The organism is Rhodococcus rhodnii NBRC 100604, from assembly GCF_001894925.1.
GTDB lineage: Bacteria > Actinomycetota > Actinomycetes > Mycobacteriales > Mycobacteriaceae > Rhodococcus_F > Rhodococcus_F rhodnii.
Genome location: NZ_BCXD01000020.1, coordinates 19,702 through 34,934, shown reverse-complemented (window position 1 = coordinate 34,934; position 15,233 = coordinate 19,702). Strand labels below are relative to the sequence as shown.

The window sequence follows — 15,233 nt, the reverse complement described above, 5'->3', positions numbered from 1 at the left end:
TCACGTGTGATCGTACCGACACAAGACGGCCCCCTCGCATCGTGCGCGAGGGGGCCGTCTCGGGTGGAGCCGTCAGACATCCAGGAAGCGGACATCCTTCGCATTTCGGGTGATGAAGCTGCGTCGAGCCTCGACGTCCTCACCCATGAGAACGCTGAACAACTCGTCCGCCGCGGCGGCGTCGTCGAGCGTCACCTGCCGCAACACCCGCACGTCCGGGTCCATCGTGGTCTCCCACAACTCCTTGGCGTTCATCTCGCCGAGACCCTTGTACCGCTGGATGCCGTCGTCCTTGTTGATCTTCTTGCCGTCGGCCAGACCCGCCTCGAGCAGAGCGTCGCGCTCACGGTCGGAGTACGCGAACTCCGGCGCTACACCGCGCTGCCACTTGAGCTTGTACAGCGGCGGCTGCGCAAGATACACGTGACCGTTCTCGACGAGCGGGCGCATGAAACGGAACAGCAGCGTCAAGAGCAGCGTCGAGATGTGCTGGCCGTCGACGTCGGCGTCCGCCATGAGCACGATCTTGTGATAGCGCAGCTTGGCGAGGTCGAACTCGTCGTGGATACCGGTGCCGAACGCCGTGATGATCGACTGGACCTCGGCGTTCTTGAGAACGCGGTCGATGCGGGCCTTCTCGACGTTGATGATCTTGCCGCGCAGCGGCAGGATCGCCTGATACATCGAGTCGCGGCCCGACTTCGCCGAGCCACCGGCGGAATCGCCCTCCACGATGTAGATCTCGCACTTGCTCGGATCCTTCGAGCGGCAGTCCGACAACTTGCCGGGCAGCCCGCCGATGTCGGTCGCGCTCTTGCGCCGCACCAACTCGCGCGCCTTGCGAGCGGCGTTGCGGGCCTGCGCCGAGGAGACCGCCTTGGTGACGATGACCTTCGCGTCCGCGGGATTCGACTCGAACCAGTGCGCGAGATGCTCGTTCGCGGCCTTCTGCACGAACGACTTGACCTCGGTGTTGCCGAGCTTGGTCTTCGTCTGCCCCTCGAACTGCGGCTCGCCGACCTTCACGGAGATGATCGCGGCCAGACCCTCACGGATGTCGTCGCCGCTGAGCTCGGGATCCTTGTCCTTGACGAGCTTCTTCTCCTTGGCGTACCGCTTGACGACCGACGTGAGCGCCGAACGGAAACCCTCCTCGTGGGTGCCGCCCTCGTGGGTGTTGATCGTGTTCGCGAAAGTGTGGACGGACTCCGAGTAACCGGAGTTCCACTGCATCGCGATCTCGAGCTCGTGGCCGGGGCCCTTCGCCGTGAAGCCCACGACCGACTTGTGGATCGGCTGCTTCTTGCGATTGATGAACTGCACGTAGTCCTCGAGCCCACCCGGGTAGTGGTAGACGCGATTCTTGACCTTCACGGGCTCGGGCTCGTCGGCGGTCTTGGGGGCGTCCGCGACCTCCGTCGAGACGTCCTCGGCCTCGGCGGGCGTCTCGAGGACGCGCTCGTCGGTGAACGAGATCGTCAGTCCCTTGTTGAGGAACGCCATCTCCTGCAGCCGGCGAGCCACCGTCTCGAAGTTGTACTCGGTGGTCTCGAAGACGTCGGGGTCGGCCCAGAACCGGACGGTCGTGCCCGTGTGGGTCGTCGGCTCGCCCTTGATCAGCTCGCCGGGCTTGGAGTCGATGTACGTCTGCGACCAGTGGTGGCCGTCGACGTCGACATCGACCTCGAGCCGCGTCGACAGCGCGTTGACGACGGAGATACCGACGCCGTGCAGACCACCCGACACCGCGTACGAGTCGGAGTCGAACTTGCCGCCCGCGTGCAGCTGCGTGAGCACCACCTCGAGGGTGGGGACGCCCGACGCGTGCATGCCGACGGGGATGCCGCGGCCGTCGTCGACGACCTGGACGCCGCCGTCCTCGAGCAGCGTGACCTCGACCTTCGTGGCGTAACCCGCCATCGCCTCGTCGACGGAGTTGTCGACGACCTCCCAGATGAGGTGATGCAGCCCGCGTTCACCGGTCGAGCCGATGTACATGCCGGGACGCTTGCGCACGGCCTCGAGTCCCTCGAGGACGGTGATGGAGGAAGCGTCGTAGTCCTTGGTGTTCTTGTCCGACTTCTGGGCAGCCACGGGTGGGTAGCTCTCCTTATCCGTCAAGCCGATACGCGCGCGACCCGAAGGGGGCGAGTGCCGGAACGAAGCTGATGTACCCGATCATTCTACTGGTTCACCTGCCCGGCGTCCCCCGTGCAACGCCGCTCACCGGCTCACAGGGCGACGTTCTCGCATCGGGGAGACTGACAGGCGCGAGAGCGCTACCCGGGCTGCGACGCGGACGCCGCCGTTTCGGTGTGCGTGGCGGCACCGGCGGCGAGGGACGGGACGAAGTCGGCGACCGCCCGCGCGAGGTCGCCGGGGTGCGAGAACGGCGCCCAGTGGCCCGACGAGATCGTCACGCGCCGCGCGATCGGGGCCCACTGCTCGTACATCTCGTAGCTCACCGGCCGGACCGCATGATCGCGACTGTTGACGACCAGCTGGACCGGCACCGTCGTCGTCCGCCGTCGGGGCCGTGCGAGGCGCTCGCGGATATTCGCCCGGTAGAGAGCGAGACCACGGACCATGTCCTCGTAGAGCGTCGGCGCGACGTGCACGGTCGCGGGATCGAGTCCGTCGAAGAACCGGAGGAAACGCGGCCAGACCCGCGACAGCCCACGCAGCACGGGAGCCGCGAGACCCGGGATCTGGAAGGCCACCGTGTACGCCGACGCAGCGACCTGGGCCAGCGGTCCCGCGAGCCGTCCCTGCGACAGCGACGCGCGCGCCCACGTCGACAGGTAGTCGAGATTCGGTCCCGAGACCGAGGTGAACGACGCGATCCGCTCGGGGGCTCCCGGTTCGCACACCGCCTCCCACACCGCGACCGAACCCCAGTCGTGTGCGAGCACGTGGACCGGCGCGTCGGGGCTCACCGCCTCGATCACGGCGAACAGATCCGCCGCCAGATGCCCGAGCGAGTACCACTCGACGCCCTTCGGCGCCGAGGACTCGCCCGCCCCTCGGTTGTCGAACCGAACGATCCGGAAGCGGTCACCCAGGCGTTCGACGACGCCGCCCCACATGCCGTGCGTGTCGGGCCAGCCGTGGACGAGTACGAGCGTCTCGCCGTCCGGGTTGCCCTCGACGACGACCGCGAGATCCACGGAGCCGTTGGTGACGGTGAGACGAGTGGTCACGAATATTCCTTCCTGGTGTTCACTGCGCGGGTGTGCGCGGGTAGCCGTCGCAGGTCAGAGATCGAGTACGAGCCGGCCGCCGTCGCAGCGCGACACGCACGGCAGCATCTCGGTGCGTTGCTCGTCGGGCGTGAGCCGTCGTTCGCGATGCTCGGGCTCGCCGGCGAGCACGCGGACGCGGCACGTGCCGCAGAAACCCTGCTGGCACGAGTACGCGACCTCGGGCACCTCACGACGGATGGCGGCCAGCGCGGACTCGTCCGCCGGCACCTGTACGACGGTGCCGGTACTCGCGAGCTCGATCTCGAACGGGACTCCGCCGACGACGGGAGGCGGCCCGAACCGCTCGAAGTGGAGAGCACGCGCACCGCACGCGTCGAAATGCGCACGGATCGTGTCGAGCATCGGCACCGGTCCGCAGCAGTAGACGGCGCCGTCCCGCGGTGCGCGTCCGAGCAGATCCTCGGCCGTCGGCAGGCCGTCGACATCGTCGGTGTGGATCACGACGCGATCGCGCTCCCACGTCTCGATCTCGTCGAGGAACGGCAACGAGTCGCGGCTGCGGCCCGTGTACACGAGCTGCCAGTCCATCCCGAGCCGACGGGCCGCACGCGTCATCGCGATGATCGGGGTGATGCCGATACCGCCCGCGACGAACAGTGCCTTGCCACCGGGAACGAACGGAAAACCGTTGCGGGGTCCACGCACGACGACCTGCGTTCCCTCCGCGAGCCCGTGCATCTCGATCGAACCGCCACCACCGTCCGGTATCCGGCGGACCGCGATCGAGTAACCGGAACGGTCGGCCGGATCGCCGCACAGCGAGTACTGCCGGCGTCGACCGGACGGAAGATGGATGTCGAGGTGGGCACCCGGATTCCACGACGGCAGTACACCGCCGGCAGGAGCCGCGAACCGCAATTGCACGACGTTCTCGTCGTGCGCGACGACGGTGCGGCCCGTCACGACCAGGTGCAAGTCCGCGTTCGGATCGTGGACAGCGAACGCGTCGTCGTAGTCCCACCCACCGACGAGATCGACGTAGCGGCCGACGACCGCCTGCGCGGCCCGGATCGCGAGATCACCACGGGAACGACCCCGCAGATCGGGTGGAACCTCGAACCGGACTCCGTTGCGCAGCGCCGCCCGCGTTCGTTCTGCGGCCGAGCGCACACTCATTGTGCGGCCGCTCGTGCGGCGGGCGACGACGCGAGGTAACGGACGGCCTGACCGGTGTCGCCCTCGTCCAGCGGGGTGTACGAACGGCGGAAGTACTTCGCCATCCGCTTCGCGAGCTCGAACGACGTCGGCAGCGTGCCGCGGCGCCCGGCGGCGCGGAAGTCGGACAGGTGCGGCTTGCGGCGATGCGCAGACCACTTCTCGAGCTGCGGGTCCGAGCGCATGAGGAAACGGACGCCACGAACCCACAGCCAGACGATCGCCGGTGTGACGATCACCTGGGCGCGCAACCGGCGGAACTCGCGCTGATCGAAGTACCACAGCACGTCGTACGCAACCGCCCGGTGCTCGACCTCCTCCGAACCGTGCCAGCGCAGCAGATCGAGCATCGTGGGGTGCGGGTCGGCCCGATCGAGGCCGTCCGCGTTGAGGATCCAGTCGCCGAGGAACGCGGTGATGTGCTCGATCGCAGCGATCAGCGCGAGCCGCTCGACGAGGTAGTTCCGGGCGCGCAGACCGGTGAGTGGACGCGGACCGAGAAGCTTGCCGAACACCCACTCGATCTGATCGGTGAACGGTGTGGTGTCGAGACCCTGACCCTCGAGGTGCTCGAGAACACCCGAGTGGGACTGCGAGTGCACGGCCTCCTGGCCGATGAAGCCGATGACGTCGTCCCGCAGCTTCTCGTCCTCGATGAGCGGCAGTGCTTCCTTGAACGTCTCGACGAACCAGTCCTCCCCCGCCGGCAGCAGCAGATGCAGGACGTTGAAGACGTGGGTGCTGAACGGATCGCCCGGAATCCAGTGCATCGGCACACCGGTCCAGTCGAACTCGACGTTGCGGGCGTGGAGCATCACGTGATCCGGCGCCTCGTCGTGTCGAGCGCCATCGTGTCGAGAGACGTCGTACCCGGTGTCGGCGAGCTGCGGCGAGTCGAGTCGAGCAGTCATCGGGACCTCCTTGGAGCGGGGCGACACCGGTGATGGGACGACAGAATCGCACGACACCAGTGATGCATGCCACTGAACTTCGATAACTGTAACAGCTGGTTACAGTCAATTGCCAGGGGTTCCGTCCACAGGTCGAGGAATCGCCGGTCGCCCGCCGGCGTCAGCCGTACGTGTCGCGCGGACCCCGGCCACGGATGTGCCGCTCGCCCTTCCGCCAGCTCGGCGCGGTGGGCCCGGTGATGGTGAGCGACCGCACCACCCCGTTCCCGACGGCATCGGCGATCCGCGCCAGAATCTGCGGCTGCATCATGCGCAACTGCGTCGCCCATGCCGTCGACTCCGCCGAGACCGAGAGCGTCTGATCACGCAACGCGGTCGGCTGCGCGTGAGCGGCGATGTCCGGACCGACGACGTCCTCCCACCGCCCGAACACGACGCCCTCCGAGACCTTCCCCGACCACCCCCGCTGCTTGGACAACGCACCCGTCAGCGCACCGAGCAGTTGCGGATCACGCGCATCCGGGCCGGGACCCGACCACCCGCGACGGCCGCGTCCCCTGCCGCTCCGCAGCGCGCGCACACCGGACGCGCGGCCCTGTCCGACTGCCTGCCCCTTCGCCTTCGCCGCGGCACGCGCCTCCTCGAGCGCCCGTCGCGCGATGTCGACTCCCCGTGGCTGCTCGGGTGTGCCGCCTCCCGCCGCGTCACCGTCGCTCACGCCGACCCCCTCGCACTCTCCACCGGACCATCCGAACTTCCGACCACCGCCGAGATCCTGCCGTCCGCTCCGTCGTCGGCACGAATCCGGAAACGATGCGCCCGCAACACTTCCGGAATGTCGTCCTCGACCGCGGCCGTCACGAGCACCTGCTCGACACCGGACGCGAAATCGACGAGGGCGCGGCGACGGTCACGGTCGAGTTCGGCGAAGACGTCGTCGAGGATCAACACGGGATCGGTCCCCTCGTCACGCAACAACTCGAACGGCGCGAGCCGCAGCGCCAGCGCGAACGACCACGATTCACCGTGACTCGCAAAACCTTTCGCAGGGCCGTCGCCCAGCAGCAACTCGAGATCGTCGCGGTGCGGCCCGACGAGCGAGACGCCGCGCTCGATCTCCTTGCGCCGCACACGTTCCAGCTCCGCGACGAAGGCACTGCGAACGAGGTCGACGTCGCCGTCCTCCGGGGCGCGCGCGGGATCGAAAAAACCCTCCGGCAGCGCCTCCGCGAGCGAGGAGCGGTACCGGATCGTCGCAGGACGCGAGTTCCGCGCGATCGACGCGTAGGCACTCGTCACGTGCGGCGCGAGCGCGTGGACGACCTCGGCACGTGCCACGAGCAACTGGGCACCGTACTCCGCGAGATGCCCGTCCCACACGTCCAGAGTCGAGAGTGCGCTCGCGGCTTCGGGATCCGTGCGCCCCGCCGCCGACGCGCGACGCAGTGCGCCGCCGGCGGACTTCAGCAACGCCGAACGCTGTCGCAGCACCTTGTCGTAGTCCGCGCGAGTACCCGCGAGCGCCGGCCTGCGCGCTGTCATCATCTCGTCGAGATACCGTCGGCGATCGCCGGGATCGCCGCGTACGAGCGAGAGGTCCTCGGGCGCGAACACCACGGTCTGCAGGACCCCGAGAATCTCGCGAGTCCGGCGAGTCGGCGAACCACCGATCCTGGCCTTGTTCGCTGCGCCCGAAACGATCTCGACGTCGATCGTGAGTTCGCGACCCGCGTTGACGACGGTCGCCGAGATGGTCGCCTCAGTGCGACCGCTGCGCACGAGCGGGGCGTCGGACGACACGCGATGAGACGACAGCGTCGACAGGTATCCGACGGCCTCGACGACGTTCGTCTTGCCGTGGCCGTTCGGCCCGACGAGCACCGTGGGCCCGGGAGCGAACACGAACTCCGCGTGATCCCAGGATCGAAAGTCGCGCAGCCGTAGCGATCTGACGAACAACTACGGCTCCGTGTTCGTGTGCACGGCGTGGCCGCCGAACTGCTGACGCAGCGCCGCAACGGCCTTCATCGCCGGCGACGCATCCCCTTGCCGGGAACTGAAACGCGCGAACAGCGCAGCCGAGATCACCGGTGCCGGAACGGCGTTCGCGACCGCGGCGTCCACCGTCCAACGGCCTTCGCCGGAGTCGTCGACGACGCCGGAGATCGTCTCGAGGCCCGGATCCTCGTCGAGCGCCCGAACGAGGAGGTCGAGCAGCCAGGACCGCACCACCGTGCCGTTCGTCCAGGCACGCAGGACACCGGGAACGTCCGACACGAGGCCCGGCGCACCGAGCAGCTCGAATCCCTCGGCGTAGGCCTGCATCAGTCCGTACTCGACGCCGTTGTGCACCATCTTCGCGTAATGACCTGCGCCGACGGCACCGGCGTGAACGAAGCCGTCGGCGCGCTCGCCGGCCGGTCGCAACGCGTCGAAGACCGGCATCGCCCGCGACACGGCGTCGTCGGTGCCACCGACCATGAGCCCGTAGCCGTTCTCGAGTCCCCAGACACCGCCGGACACACCACAATCGGCGAAGTCGATACCGTGCTCGGCGAGTGCCGCGGCATGTGCGGTGTCGTCGGTCCACTTGGAGTTTCCGCCGTCGATCACGAGGTCACCGGCCTCGAGCGCGCCCGCGAGCTCGCCGATCACCGACTGCGTCACGGGGCCGCTCGGCACCATGACCCACACGATCCGCGGCGCGGGGAGCGCCGCGACGAGCCCGGCGACGTCCGGGACGTCGGTCACCTCGGGCCGGGGGTCGAACCCGACGACCTCGATGTCGGCGCGGCGCAACCGCTCCCGCATGTTGAATCCCATCCGGCCGAGTCCGATCATGCCGATCTTCATCGAAGCGCCTCCGTTCGCTCGGGATTGCGGGTGGTGTCGATCGACGAGGATCAGCCCGGGAGCCGGACCGGCATCAGCAGGTACGTGTACACGCTGTGCGGCGCGGGGTAGTTGCCCGAGTCGTCCGGCTGAGGGGCCTCGTCGCTCGCGGGACGGAGCACCGCGGGACGGCTGGGCGTCGTGAAGCCGAAGCTCACCTTCTCGGAGTGCAGCGACGAGAGACCGTCGAGCAGGTAACCGGGATTGAACGCGATCATGAGCGGCTCGCCGTGGAACTCGGCGGGCAGTTCCTCCTCTGCCTTGCCGGCGTCGTCGCCACCCGCCGACAGCACGACGCTGCCGGGCGTGAACTGCAACCGGACCTGGGCTCCGCGCTCGGCGACGAGGGCGACGCGCTTGATCGCGTCGACGAGGGGAGCGACCTCGACGTCCGCCATCGACGTGTGCTCGGCGGGCAGGAGCTGACGGAACTTCGGGAACTCCGCATCGAGAAGGCGGGTCGTGGTGCGACGGCCCTCGTTGACGATGCCGAGGAGGCCGTCGTGGCCCACGGCCGAGCCGCTGCCGAGGGCGAGCTCGACGGGAGAACTACCTTCTCCCGGAATGGATTTCGCGGCTTCCGAGAGTGTCTTGGCGGGAACGAGGACGGCTGCCTCGCCCGCACCGGCAGGCGACCACTCGAGTTCGCGGACGGCGAGCCGGAAGCGATCCGTTGCCGCGAGGACCATCGAGCCGTCGCCGATCTCGACGCGGATACCGGTGAGCATCGGAAGGGTGTCGTCGCGACCTGCGGCGACGGCGACCTGACCGATCGACTCGGCGAAGACCGTCGCCTCGATCGTGCCGGTCCGTGCCGGCAGCGACGGGAGCTGCGGGTAGTCCTCGACGGGCATCGTGGGCAGCGAGAACTTCGCGCTGCCGCAGTTGATGAGCACACGCGTGCCGTCGAGCGTGACGTCGACGGGCTTGCCGGGCAGCGACTTGGTGATGTCGGCGAGGAGCTTCCCGGACACCAGTGCGCGGCCGCCGTTCGCGACCTCCGCGGCGACGCGGATCTGTGCGCTGACCTCGTAGTCGAAGCCGGAGACGGTGAGTCCTTCGGTGCCGGCTTCGAGGAGCACGCCACCGAGCACGGGCACCGGAGGCCGGGACGGCAGGCTGCGAGCGACCCACGCGACGGCGTCCGCGAACTCCTCACGGGTGACGCGGAATCTCAGATCCCCCGTCTGCCCCTCAGCGTGCTCCATCGCCGCGTCGTTCCTCTCCGTCGGTACCACGTCACCGTGCATGCGAACACCACCTACCGGGCCGTCTGATCATCTGCGCCGAGTCTCCCACAGCAGTCCGACGCGTCGTCCGTTCACGGAGCGAATTCGGTCACGGGGAGGTGTCGACTGCGCTGCACAACGGTAAGCCCTCGAGGCCCCGCCGCAAACCCGATCCGCTCGAGACGATCCGACTCGAGACGAGGCCTGTGTACGACGGTTGTCCCCACAGCTGTTTTCGAAGAGATGAATGGAGAGAGACAACAGCAGTACCAATAGGTGTTGTGGAATCTGGGGACGAACCCCCGTCGAGGCTGGTCGCACCGCCTCGAGGCATGTGGACATCTCGAGGACCGACTCGAGGACCGATCGGGCTCGCATGTGGAATCCTCGAGGTCAGCCCGATTTCTGCACCAATTGTCCACACGTTGTCCACGTGATCCCCACAGTTGTCCACAGGTGTGAGTGCTCCGCCGCAGGTCGAAAGACCGGCGTGTCGCCGCGGCGTGTCGGACGGGCCGTCTCGAGGAGTGGACGCCGAACGGCTCGAGGTGCCCCATGTCGCCGGGTTCCGCGGCCCTCGAGGGACCGCTCGAGCGGGCCGAAACGCAACCCTCGAGGAAGACCTCGAGGAGCCCCTCGAGCCCGCCTCGAGGCCGGCGGACGAACCCTCCGGGGCATGAGAACGCCCCCTCGGGGAAACCTCGAGGGGGCGCGATGCGGCACGGGAGTCAGCGCTTCGAGCGCTGCTTGATCCTCGCCGTGAGCTCCTGGACCTGGTCGTAGACCTTGCGACGCTCCGCCATCTCCTTGCGAATCTTCTTGTCGGCGTACATGACCGTCGTGTGATCACGGCCGAACGTCTGACCGATCTTGGGCAACGACAGGTCCGTCAGCTCCCGGCACAGGTACATCGAGATCTGGCGTGCCTGCGCGAGCGCACGTGCCTTGCCGGGGCCGCACAGATCGTCGATCGACATGCCGAAGTACTCGGCCGTCACCGCCATGATCGTCGCGGCGTTGATCTCGACCGTCGCGGCGTCGGGCATGAGATCACGCAGCACGACCTCGGCGAGCGTGAGATCGAGCGGCTGCCGGTTGAGCGACGCGAACGCCGTCACACGGATCAGCGCGCCCTCGAGCTCACGAATGTTGCGCTCGATCCTGCTGGCGATGAGCTCGAGGACGTCGTGCGGCACCTCGAGGCGGTCCATGCGGGCCTTCTTGCTGAGGATCGCGATCCGGGTCTCGAGTTCGGGGGGCTGCACGTCGGTGATGAGTCCCCACTCGAACCGCGTGCGCAGCCGCTCCTCGAGGGTCGCGAGCTGCTTGGGCGGGCGGTCGGAGGACACGACGATCTGCTTGTTCGCGTTGTGCAGCGTGTTGAAGGTGTGGAAGAACTCCTCCTGGATGCCTTCCTTGCCCTCGATGAACTGGATGTCGTCGACGAGCAGCACGTCCGTCTCGCGGTAACGCCGCTTGAACGCGACCTTGCGGTCGTCGCGAAGACTGTTGATGAAGTCGTTCGTGAACTCCTCGGTCGACACGTACTTCACGCGCATCCCGGGGAACAACCGCTGGGCGTAGTGGCCGGCGGCGTGCAGCAGATGTGTCTTGCCGAGCCCGGACGCGCCCCAGATGAAGAGCGGGTTGTAGGCGCGGGCCGGCGCCTCGGCGATGGCGACGGCTGCGGCGTGCGCGAACCTGTTCGACGAGCCGATGACGAAGGTGTCGAAGGTGTACTTCGCATTGAGGCTGTTGCCGCCGGTCGCGGAGGGAGTGCTCGGAGACGGTGGTTTCGTGAAGTACGACGGCCACGACTCCTGGACGGCGGCGATCGCATCGCTCTCGTCGTCGACCTCGTCGAGATCGCTCTCGAAGGTCACGTCGGGACGGCCGTATCCGCCGGCCTGGACGGTGCGCTGCGGCTCCGGGCGATAATCGGCGTCGCGGTGGGCGGGGGCGTCGCGGTGGGCGGGTGCGGCGACGGGTTCGGGACGCGGCGCCGGCCGGACCGGTTCGTCGGGCGTGCGTTCGTCGGGGTCGGGCGCGGCGATCCGTACGCCCAGGCCCTCGACCTGTTCGCCGAGGTGACGGCCGAGCGCCGAGAGGATCGGTTCACGCAGATCGCGCTCGATCGCCTCCTGCGCGAGCGACGACGGGACCGACAACAGCGCGAAACCCTGGACGAGTGCGAGCGGCTTCACGAGTGCGAGCCACGCGCGCTGCCCGCGGGAGAGCGGCGGCCGGTCCCCGCCGGGGGTCGGCGACGTGAGTTCGGCGAGGACCGCCGGCCACACTCTGGCGAGGGCGTCGGGATCCTCGGTCACGGGTGCCTCCCTGGTGTCGGGCGGCACTGGCGAGCGCGCTCGGTGACGAGCCCTGCACCTCGCGCCGCGAGTGGTGTCCGGGGACGTGCCCGGCGAATATCCACACGATTATCCACAGGTGTGGAAAAGCTGCACACCCGGCCCCGCGTCGCGGCATGAGCCGCGCGAACGAGGTCGTGACAAGCCTCTCACCTGGAGAAATGCGAGAGAGTGCGGTGTGGGGTGATATTCAGTGGGTGCGGGACGTGGGCGCGTTGCATCGACTCGGCGCGCGGGCCGACCGCCCGAACACGCCTGCTGTGGATGAATCGCCGCAGGCCGCCCCCGAAATCATGGAGTCGACGCTAGCAGCGTGATTCGCTCCGTCATGCGGTTTTGGTGGACATCGAAGATTCACCGGACCTTCGGCCCCTCGAGACGCGGCGGACGACTCCTCGAGCCACTCCTCGAGACACCCGCCTCGAGACGCCCTCGAGGAGTGGGGGACGTGACGACGATCGCCCTGGTCGCCGCGGCGACGGGGCTGGTTTGACCGAGGCGGGTCCGAATCCGTATTCTCGAACGGTCACCCTGTCGTGCGGTGGCCGTATGTCGCCGTCGGCGGCGGTGCGGTCACGAGGCTCCACCCACGGATCCGAGGCACGGTGGCTCGACAGACCGGACGCAGCAGCGTCTTCAGCAGACAAGGCGCCGTGGGCGCCGCACGACTCGAGGAGTGTTCACCGTGGCCAAGGGCAAGCGGACGTTCCAGCCGAACAACCGACGCCGCGCGCGGGTTCACGGCTTCCGTCTTCGTATGCGGACCCGCGCCGGACGCGCGATCGTCACGGCGCGTCGCCGTAAGGGCCGCGCATCGCTCACCGCATGATTCGCTGATCGGGAGCACGCATGCTTCCTGATCGGCATCGCCTGCACAGTCACGCCGATTTCGGGGCCGCGGTACGTCGGGGACGGCGTACCGGGCGTCGCGACATCGTCGTACATGCCTACGACACCGTGGCAGCGGGCGATCTGGTGAGGCGCGGTGGTCCGCGATACGGGCTGATCGTGAGCAAGGCTGTCGGGCCGGCGGTGATTCGACATCGAGTCGCCCGCCGGCTTCGTCATATCTGCGCCACGACCGTCGCGACCGTGGATCCCGCGTACGACATCGTGATTCGCGCGCTTCCGGGCGCCGCGTCCGCGACGTCCACCGACCTCGAGACCCAGTTCCGTTCGGCCGTGTCGAAACTCGGCCTCACCGCGTCGACGAGCAGGGCGTCATGACCGACGACTCAGATGCCCGTGCCCGGCATCCACTCGCCACCGTCCGGCGATTCCCGGTGACGGCGACGGTCTTCGCCGTCGAGCTCTATCGCACGTACGTGTCGCCCACGCGCATGCCGACCTGCCGCTTCACACCGACGTGCAGTGAGTACGCCGTCGAAGCGCTGCGGACCCGCGGCTTCGTCGTCGGATCGCTGCTGACCCTCGTGCGGCTCGCCAAATGTGGCCCCTGGCATCCTGGTGGCTGGAATCCCGTGCCGCCCCGCCGGAGAGCGCCCGAGCGGACCACGACAGAACCGTTGCTTACTGCCGAAAAGCAGAGGGGTACATAGAGCCGTGCTCGACATCATCTACTATCCGGTCTCCGGCATCCTCTGGGTGTGGCACAAGGTCTTCGGTGCCGTACTCGGGCCGGACAACGGTTTCGCCTGGGCACTGTCCGTGGTGTTCCTCGTGTTCACGCTCCGCGTGATCCTGTACAAGCCGTTCGTCAAGCAGGTCCGGACGACGCGCCAGATGCAGGAACTGCAGCCGCAGATCAAGGCGCTGCAGAAGAAGTATTCGAACGATCGTCAGCGGCAGGCGCTGGAGCTGCAGAAACTCCAGAAGGAGCACGGCTTCAATCCGCTCATGGGCTGTCTGCCCGTGTTGCTGCAGGCGCCGGTGTTCCTCGGTCTGTTCCACGTGCTGCGGTCGTTCAACCGCACCGGCACCGGACTCGGTCAGCTCGGCATGTCGCCCGAGGAGAACGCGAACACCCCGAACTACTTCTTCAGTGTCGACGACGTCCAGTCGTTCCTGAGTGCCCGTCTGTTCGGCGCACCCATCTCGGCTGCGATCACGAGCCCCGACAACGTCCTCGAGGCGTTCGAGCCGTTCGGCGGCGTCCCGTCGGTGTGGCCGATCGTCGCCGTGTCGGTGCCGCTCATGCTCATCGCGAGCATCGCGACCCACATGAACTCGCGCGCGTCGGTTGCGCGGCAGAGCCCCGAGGCCGCCGCCAACCCGCAGTCCGCGATCATGAACAAGCTCGCGCTGTACGTGTTCCCGTTCGCCGTGCTCGTCGGTGGCCCGTTCCTCCCCATCGCCATCCTGCTCTACTGGGTCTCCAACAACGTGTGGACCTACGGCCAGCAGCACCTCGTGTTCGGCCGCATCGACCGCGAGGAGCAGGCGAAGAAGGCCGAGGCCATGGAGCGTCGTACCGCGAATGCGCCGAAGCCCGGTGCGAAGCCGAAGCGTGGCAAGGGTGCCCAGAGCGCAGCGACCGTCGCCGGCGACACCGACGACTCGGCCACCGAGATCGAGGCTGACACGACCGAGCCTGCCGGCGACGCCGAATCGAACGGTGCCGCGTCGAAGTCGGAGAAGTCCGGTCAGGACCCGAGGCCCAAGACGACCTCCGGGCAGTCCGGCGGTGGCGGCAAGAACTCCGCACCACGCAACCCGAAGCCCCAGCAGAACCGGCCGCGCGCGAACCGTGGCAAGAACGCCAAGCGCAAACGGCGCTGAGCGGCCGGACGAGTGGCCCGGTCGGGCCCGACACAGGAGCAAGTGACATCCATGACCAGTGAGGCCGGAAACGCCGTGGAAACCGACGCCACCACTCCCCTCCCCGAGGCGCCGGGTGACGAGGCCCAGGGTGACGACACCGCGGTGGACGCGACCGTCGACAGCGACTTCGACGAGGACGACGATCTCGTCGAAGAAGGCGAGATCGCCGGCGACTACCTCGAGCAGTTGCTCGACATCCTCGATTTCGACGGCGACATCGATCTCGACGTCGAGGGCGACCGCGCGATCGTGTCCATCGACGGCGGCGACGATCTGACGAAGCTCGTCGGCAAGAAGGGTGAAGTTCTCGATGCGCTTCAGGAGTTGACGCGGCTCGCCGTGCAGCAGTCGACGGGCGAACGCAGCCGGCTGATGCTCGACGTCGCGGGATGGCGCGCGGGGCTTCGGGAGAAGCTGACGAACCTCGGCACCGAAGCAGCGGAGCGAGTGCTCGCCTCGGGCGAAGCGGAGAGCATGCGTCCGATGACGCCGTTCGAACGGAAGATCGTGCACGACGCCGTCGCGCGCATCGACGGCGTCGCAAGCGAGAGCGAAGGCGCCGAGCCGAACCGGCACGTCGTCGTCGTCAAGAAGTAGCCGCGGCCGGGTCCCTCCCGGCACCCACCTCTCGGGCCC

14 protein-coding genes are annotated in these 15,233 nt (G+C 68.0%); 5 read left to right on the top strand and 9 right to left on the bottom strand.

What is annotated here, in order from left to right:
• Nucleotides 1-72 precede the first annotated feature (72 nt).
• The 9 genes from gyrB to dnaA all read right to left on the bottom strand — a co-directional run bounded on the left by gyrB (nucleotide 73) and on the right by dnaA (nucleotide 11,777).
• Complete coding sequence (gene gyrB, locus RR1_RS15270) at nucleotides 73-2,094, bottom strand: DNA topoisomerase (ATP-hydrolyzing) subunit B (protein ID WP_010838998.1); 2,022 nt, start codon at nucleotides 2,092-2,094, stop codon at nucleotides 73-75.
• A 185-nt stretch (nucleotides 2,095-2,279) separates the two neighbouring features.
• Nucleotides 2,280-3,200 carry an alpha/beta fold hydrolase gene (locus RR1_RS15265; RefSeq protein WP_010838997.1) on the bottom strand — a complete coding sequence of 307 codons (921 nt, stop codon included), beginning with the start codon at nucleotides 3,198-3,200 and terminating at the stop codon, nucleotides 2,280-2,282.
• 54 nt (nucleotides 3,201-3,254) lie between these two features.
• Complete coding sequence (locus RR1_RS15260) at nucleotides 3,255-4,379, bottom strand: PDR/VanB family oxidoreductase (protein WP_010838996.1); 1,125 nt, start codon at nucleotides 4,377-4,379, stop codon at nucleotides 3,255-3,257.
• Complete coding sequence (locus RR1_RS15255) at nucleotides 4,376-5,233, bottom strand: metal-dependent hydrolase (protein WP_040774099.1); 858 nt, start codon at nucleotides 5,231-5,233, stop codon at nucleotides 4,376-4,378. The genes RR1_RS15260 and RR1_RS15255 overlap by 4 nt, the downstream gene beginning before the upstream one ends.
• Nucleotides 5,234-5,489: 256 nt before the next feature.
• Nucleotides 5,490-6,047 (bottom strand): DUF721 family protein, encoded by a 558-nt coding sequence (locus tag RR1_RS15250; protein ID WP_010838994.1) that lies wholly within the window; start codon nucleotides 6,045-6,047, stop codon nucleotides 5,490-5,492.
• Nucleotides 6,044-7,288: a DNA replication/repair protein RecF gene (gene recF / locus RR1_RS15245; protein ID WP_010838993.1), complete on the bottom strand. Its 1,245-nt coding sequence runs from the start codon at nucleotides 7,286-7,288 to the stop codon at nucleotides 6,044-6,046. Before recF ends, RR1_RS15250 begins: the two co-directional genes overlap by 4 nt.
• Nucleotides 7,289-8,182 carry a phosphogluconate dehydrogenase (NAD(+)-dependent, decarboxylating) gene (gene gnd / locus RR1_RS15240; RefSeq protein ID WP_010838992.1) on the bottom strand — a complete coding sequence of 298 codons (894 nt, stop codon included), beginning with the start codon at nucleotides 8,180-8,182 and terminating at the stop codon, nucleotides 7,289-7,291. It lies immediately after the preceding gene.
• Nucleotides 8,183-8,232: 50 nt separating this feature from the next.
• Nucleotides 8,233-9,429, bottom strand: a complete 1,197-nt coding sequence (gene dnaN / locus RR1_RS15235; RefSeq protein WP_040774077.1) for a DNA polymerase III subunit beta — start codon at nucleotides 9,427-9,429, stop codon at nucleotides 8,233-8,235.
• Between the two features lie 749 nt (nucleotides 9,430-10,178).
• Nucleotides 10,179-11,777, bottom strand: a complete 1,599-nt coding sequence (gene dnaA / locus RR1_RS15230; RefSeq protein WP_010838989.1) for a chromosomal replication initiator protein DnaA — start codon at nucleotides 11,775-11,777, stop codon at nucleotides 10,179-10,181.
• A gap of 724 nt (nucleotides 11,778-12,501) precedes the next feature.
• Here dnaA and rpmH point away from each other — a divergent pair.
• From rpmH to RR1_RS15205, 5 genes are read left to right on the top strand one after another with little or no spacing between them, the layout of a single operon-like run.
• Nucleotides 12,502-12,645: a 50S ribosomal protein L34 gene (rpmH, locus tag RR1_RS15225; protein WP_040744549.1), complete on the top strand. Its 144-nt coding sequence runs from the start codon at nucleotides 12,502-12,504 to the stop codon at nucleotides 12,643-12,645.
• Between the two features lie 20 nt (nucleotides 12,646-12,665).
• Nucleotides 12,666-13,043, top strand: a complete 378-nt coding sequence (gene rnpA / locus RR1_RS15220; RefSeq protein ID WP_010838985.1) for a ribonuclease P protein component — start codon at nucleotides 12,666-12,668, stop codon at nucleotides 13,041-13,043.
• Nucleotides 13,040-13,375: a membrane protein insertion efficiency factor YidD gene (gene yidD, locus RR1_RS15215; RefSeq protein ID WP_010838984.1), complete on the top strand. Its 336-nt coding sequence runs from the start codon at nucleotides 13,040-13,042 to the stop codon at nucleotides 13,373-13,375. The genes rnpA and yidD overlap by 4 nt, the downstream gene beginning before the upstream one ends.
• A 4-nt stretch (nucleotides 13,376-13,379) precedes the next feature.
• Nucleotides 13,380-14,555, top strand: a complete 1,176-nt coding sequence (gene yidC, locus RR1_RS15210) for a membrane protein insertase YidC (protein WP_010838983.1) — start codon at nucleotides 13,380-13,382, stop codon at nucleotides 14,553-14,555.
• Between the two features lie 51 nt (nucleotides 14,556-14,606).
• The gene (locus RR1_RS15205) at nucleotides 14,607-15,194 is read left to right on the top strand and encodes a Jag family protein (protein ID WP_010838982.1); all 588 of its coding nucleotides are present in this window, start codon (nucleotides 14,607-14,609) and stop codon (nucleotides 15,192-15,194) included.
• Nucleotides 15,195-15,233: the final 39 nt, after the last annotated feature.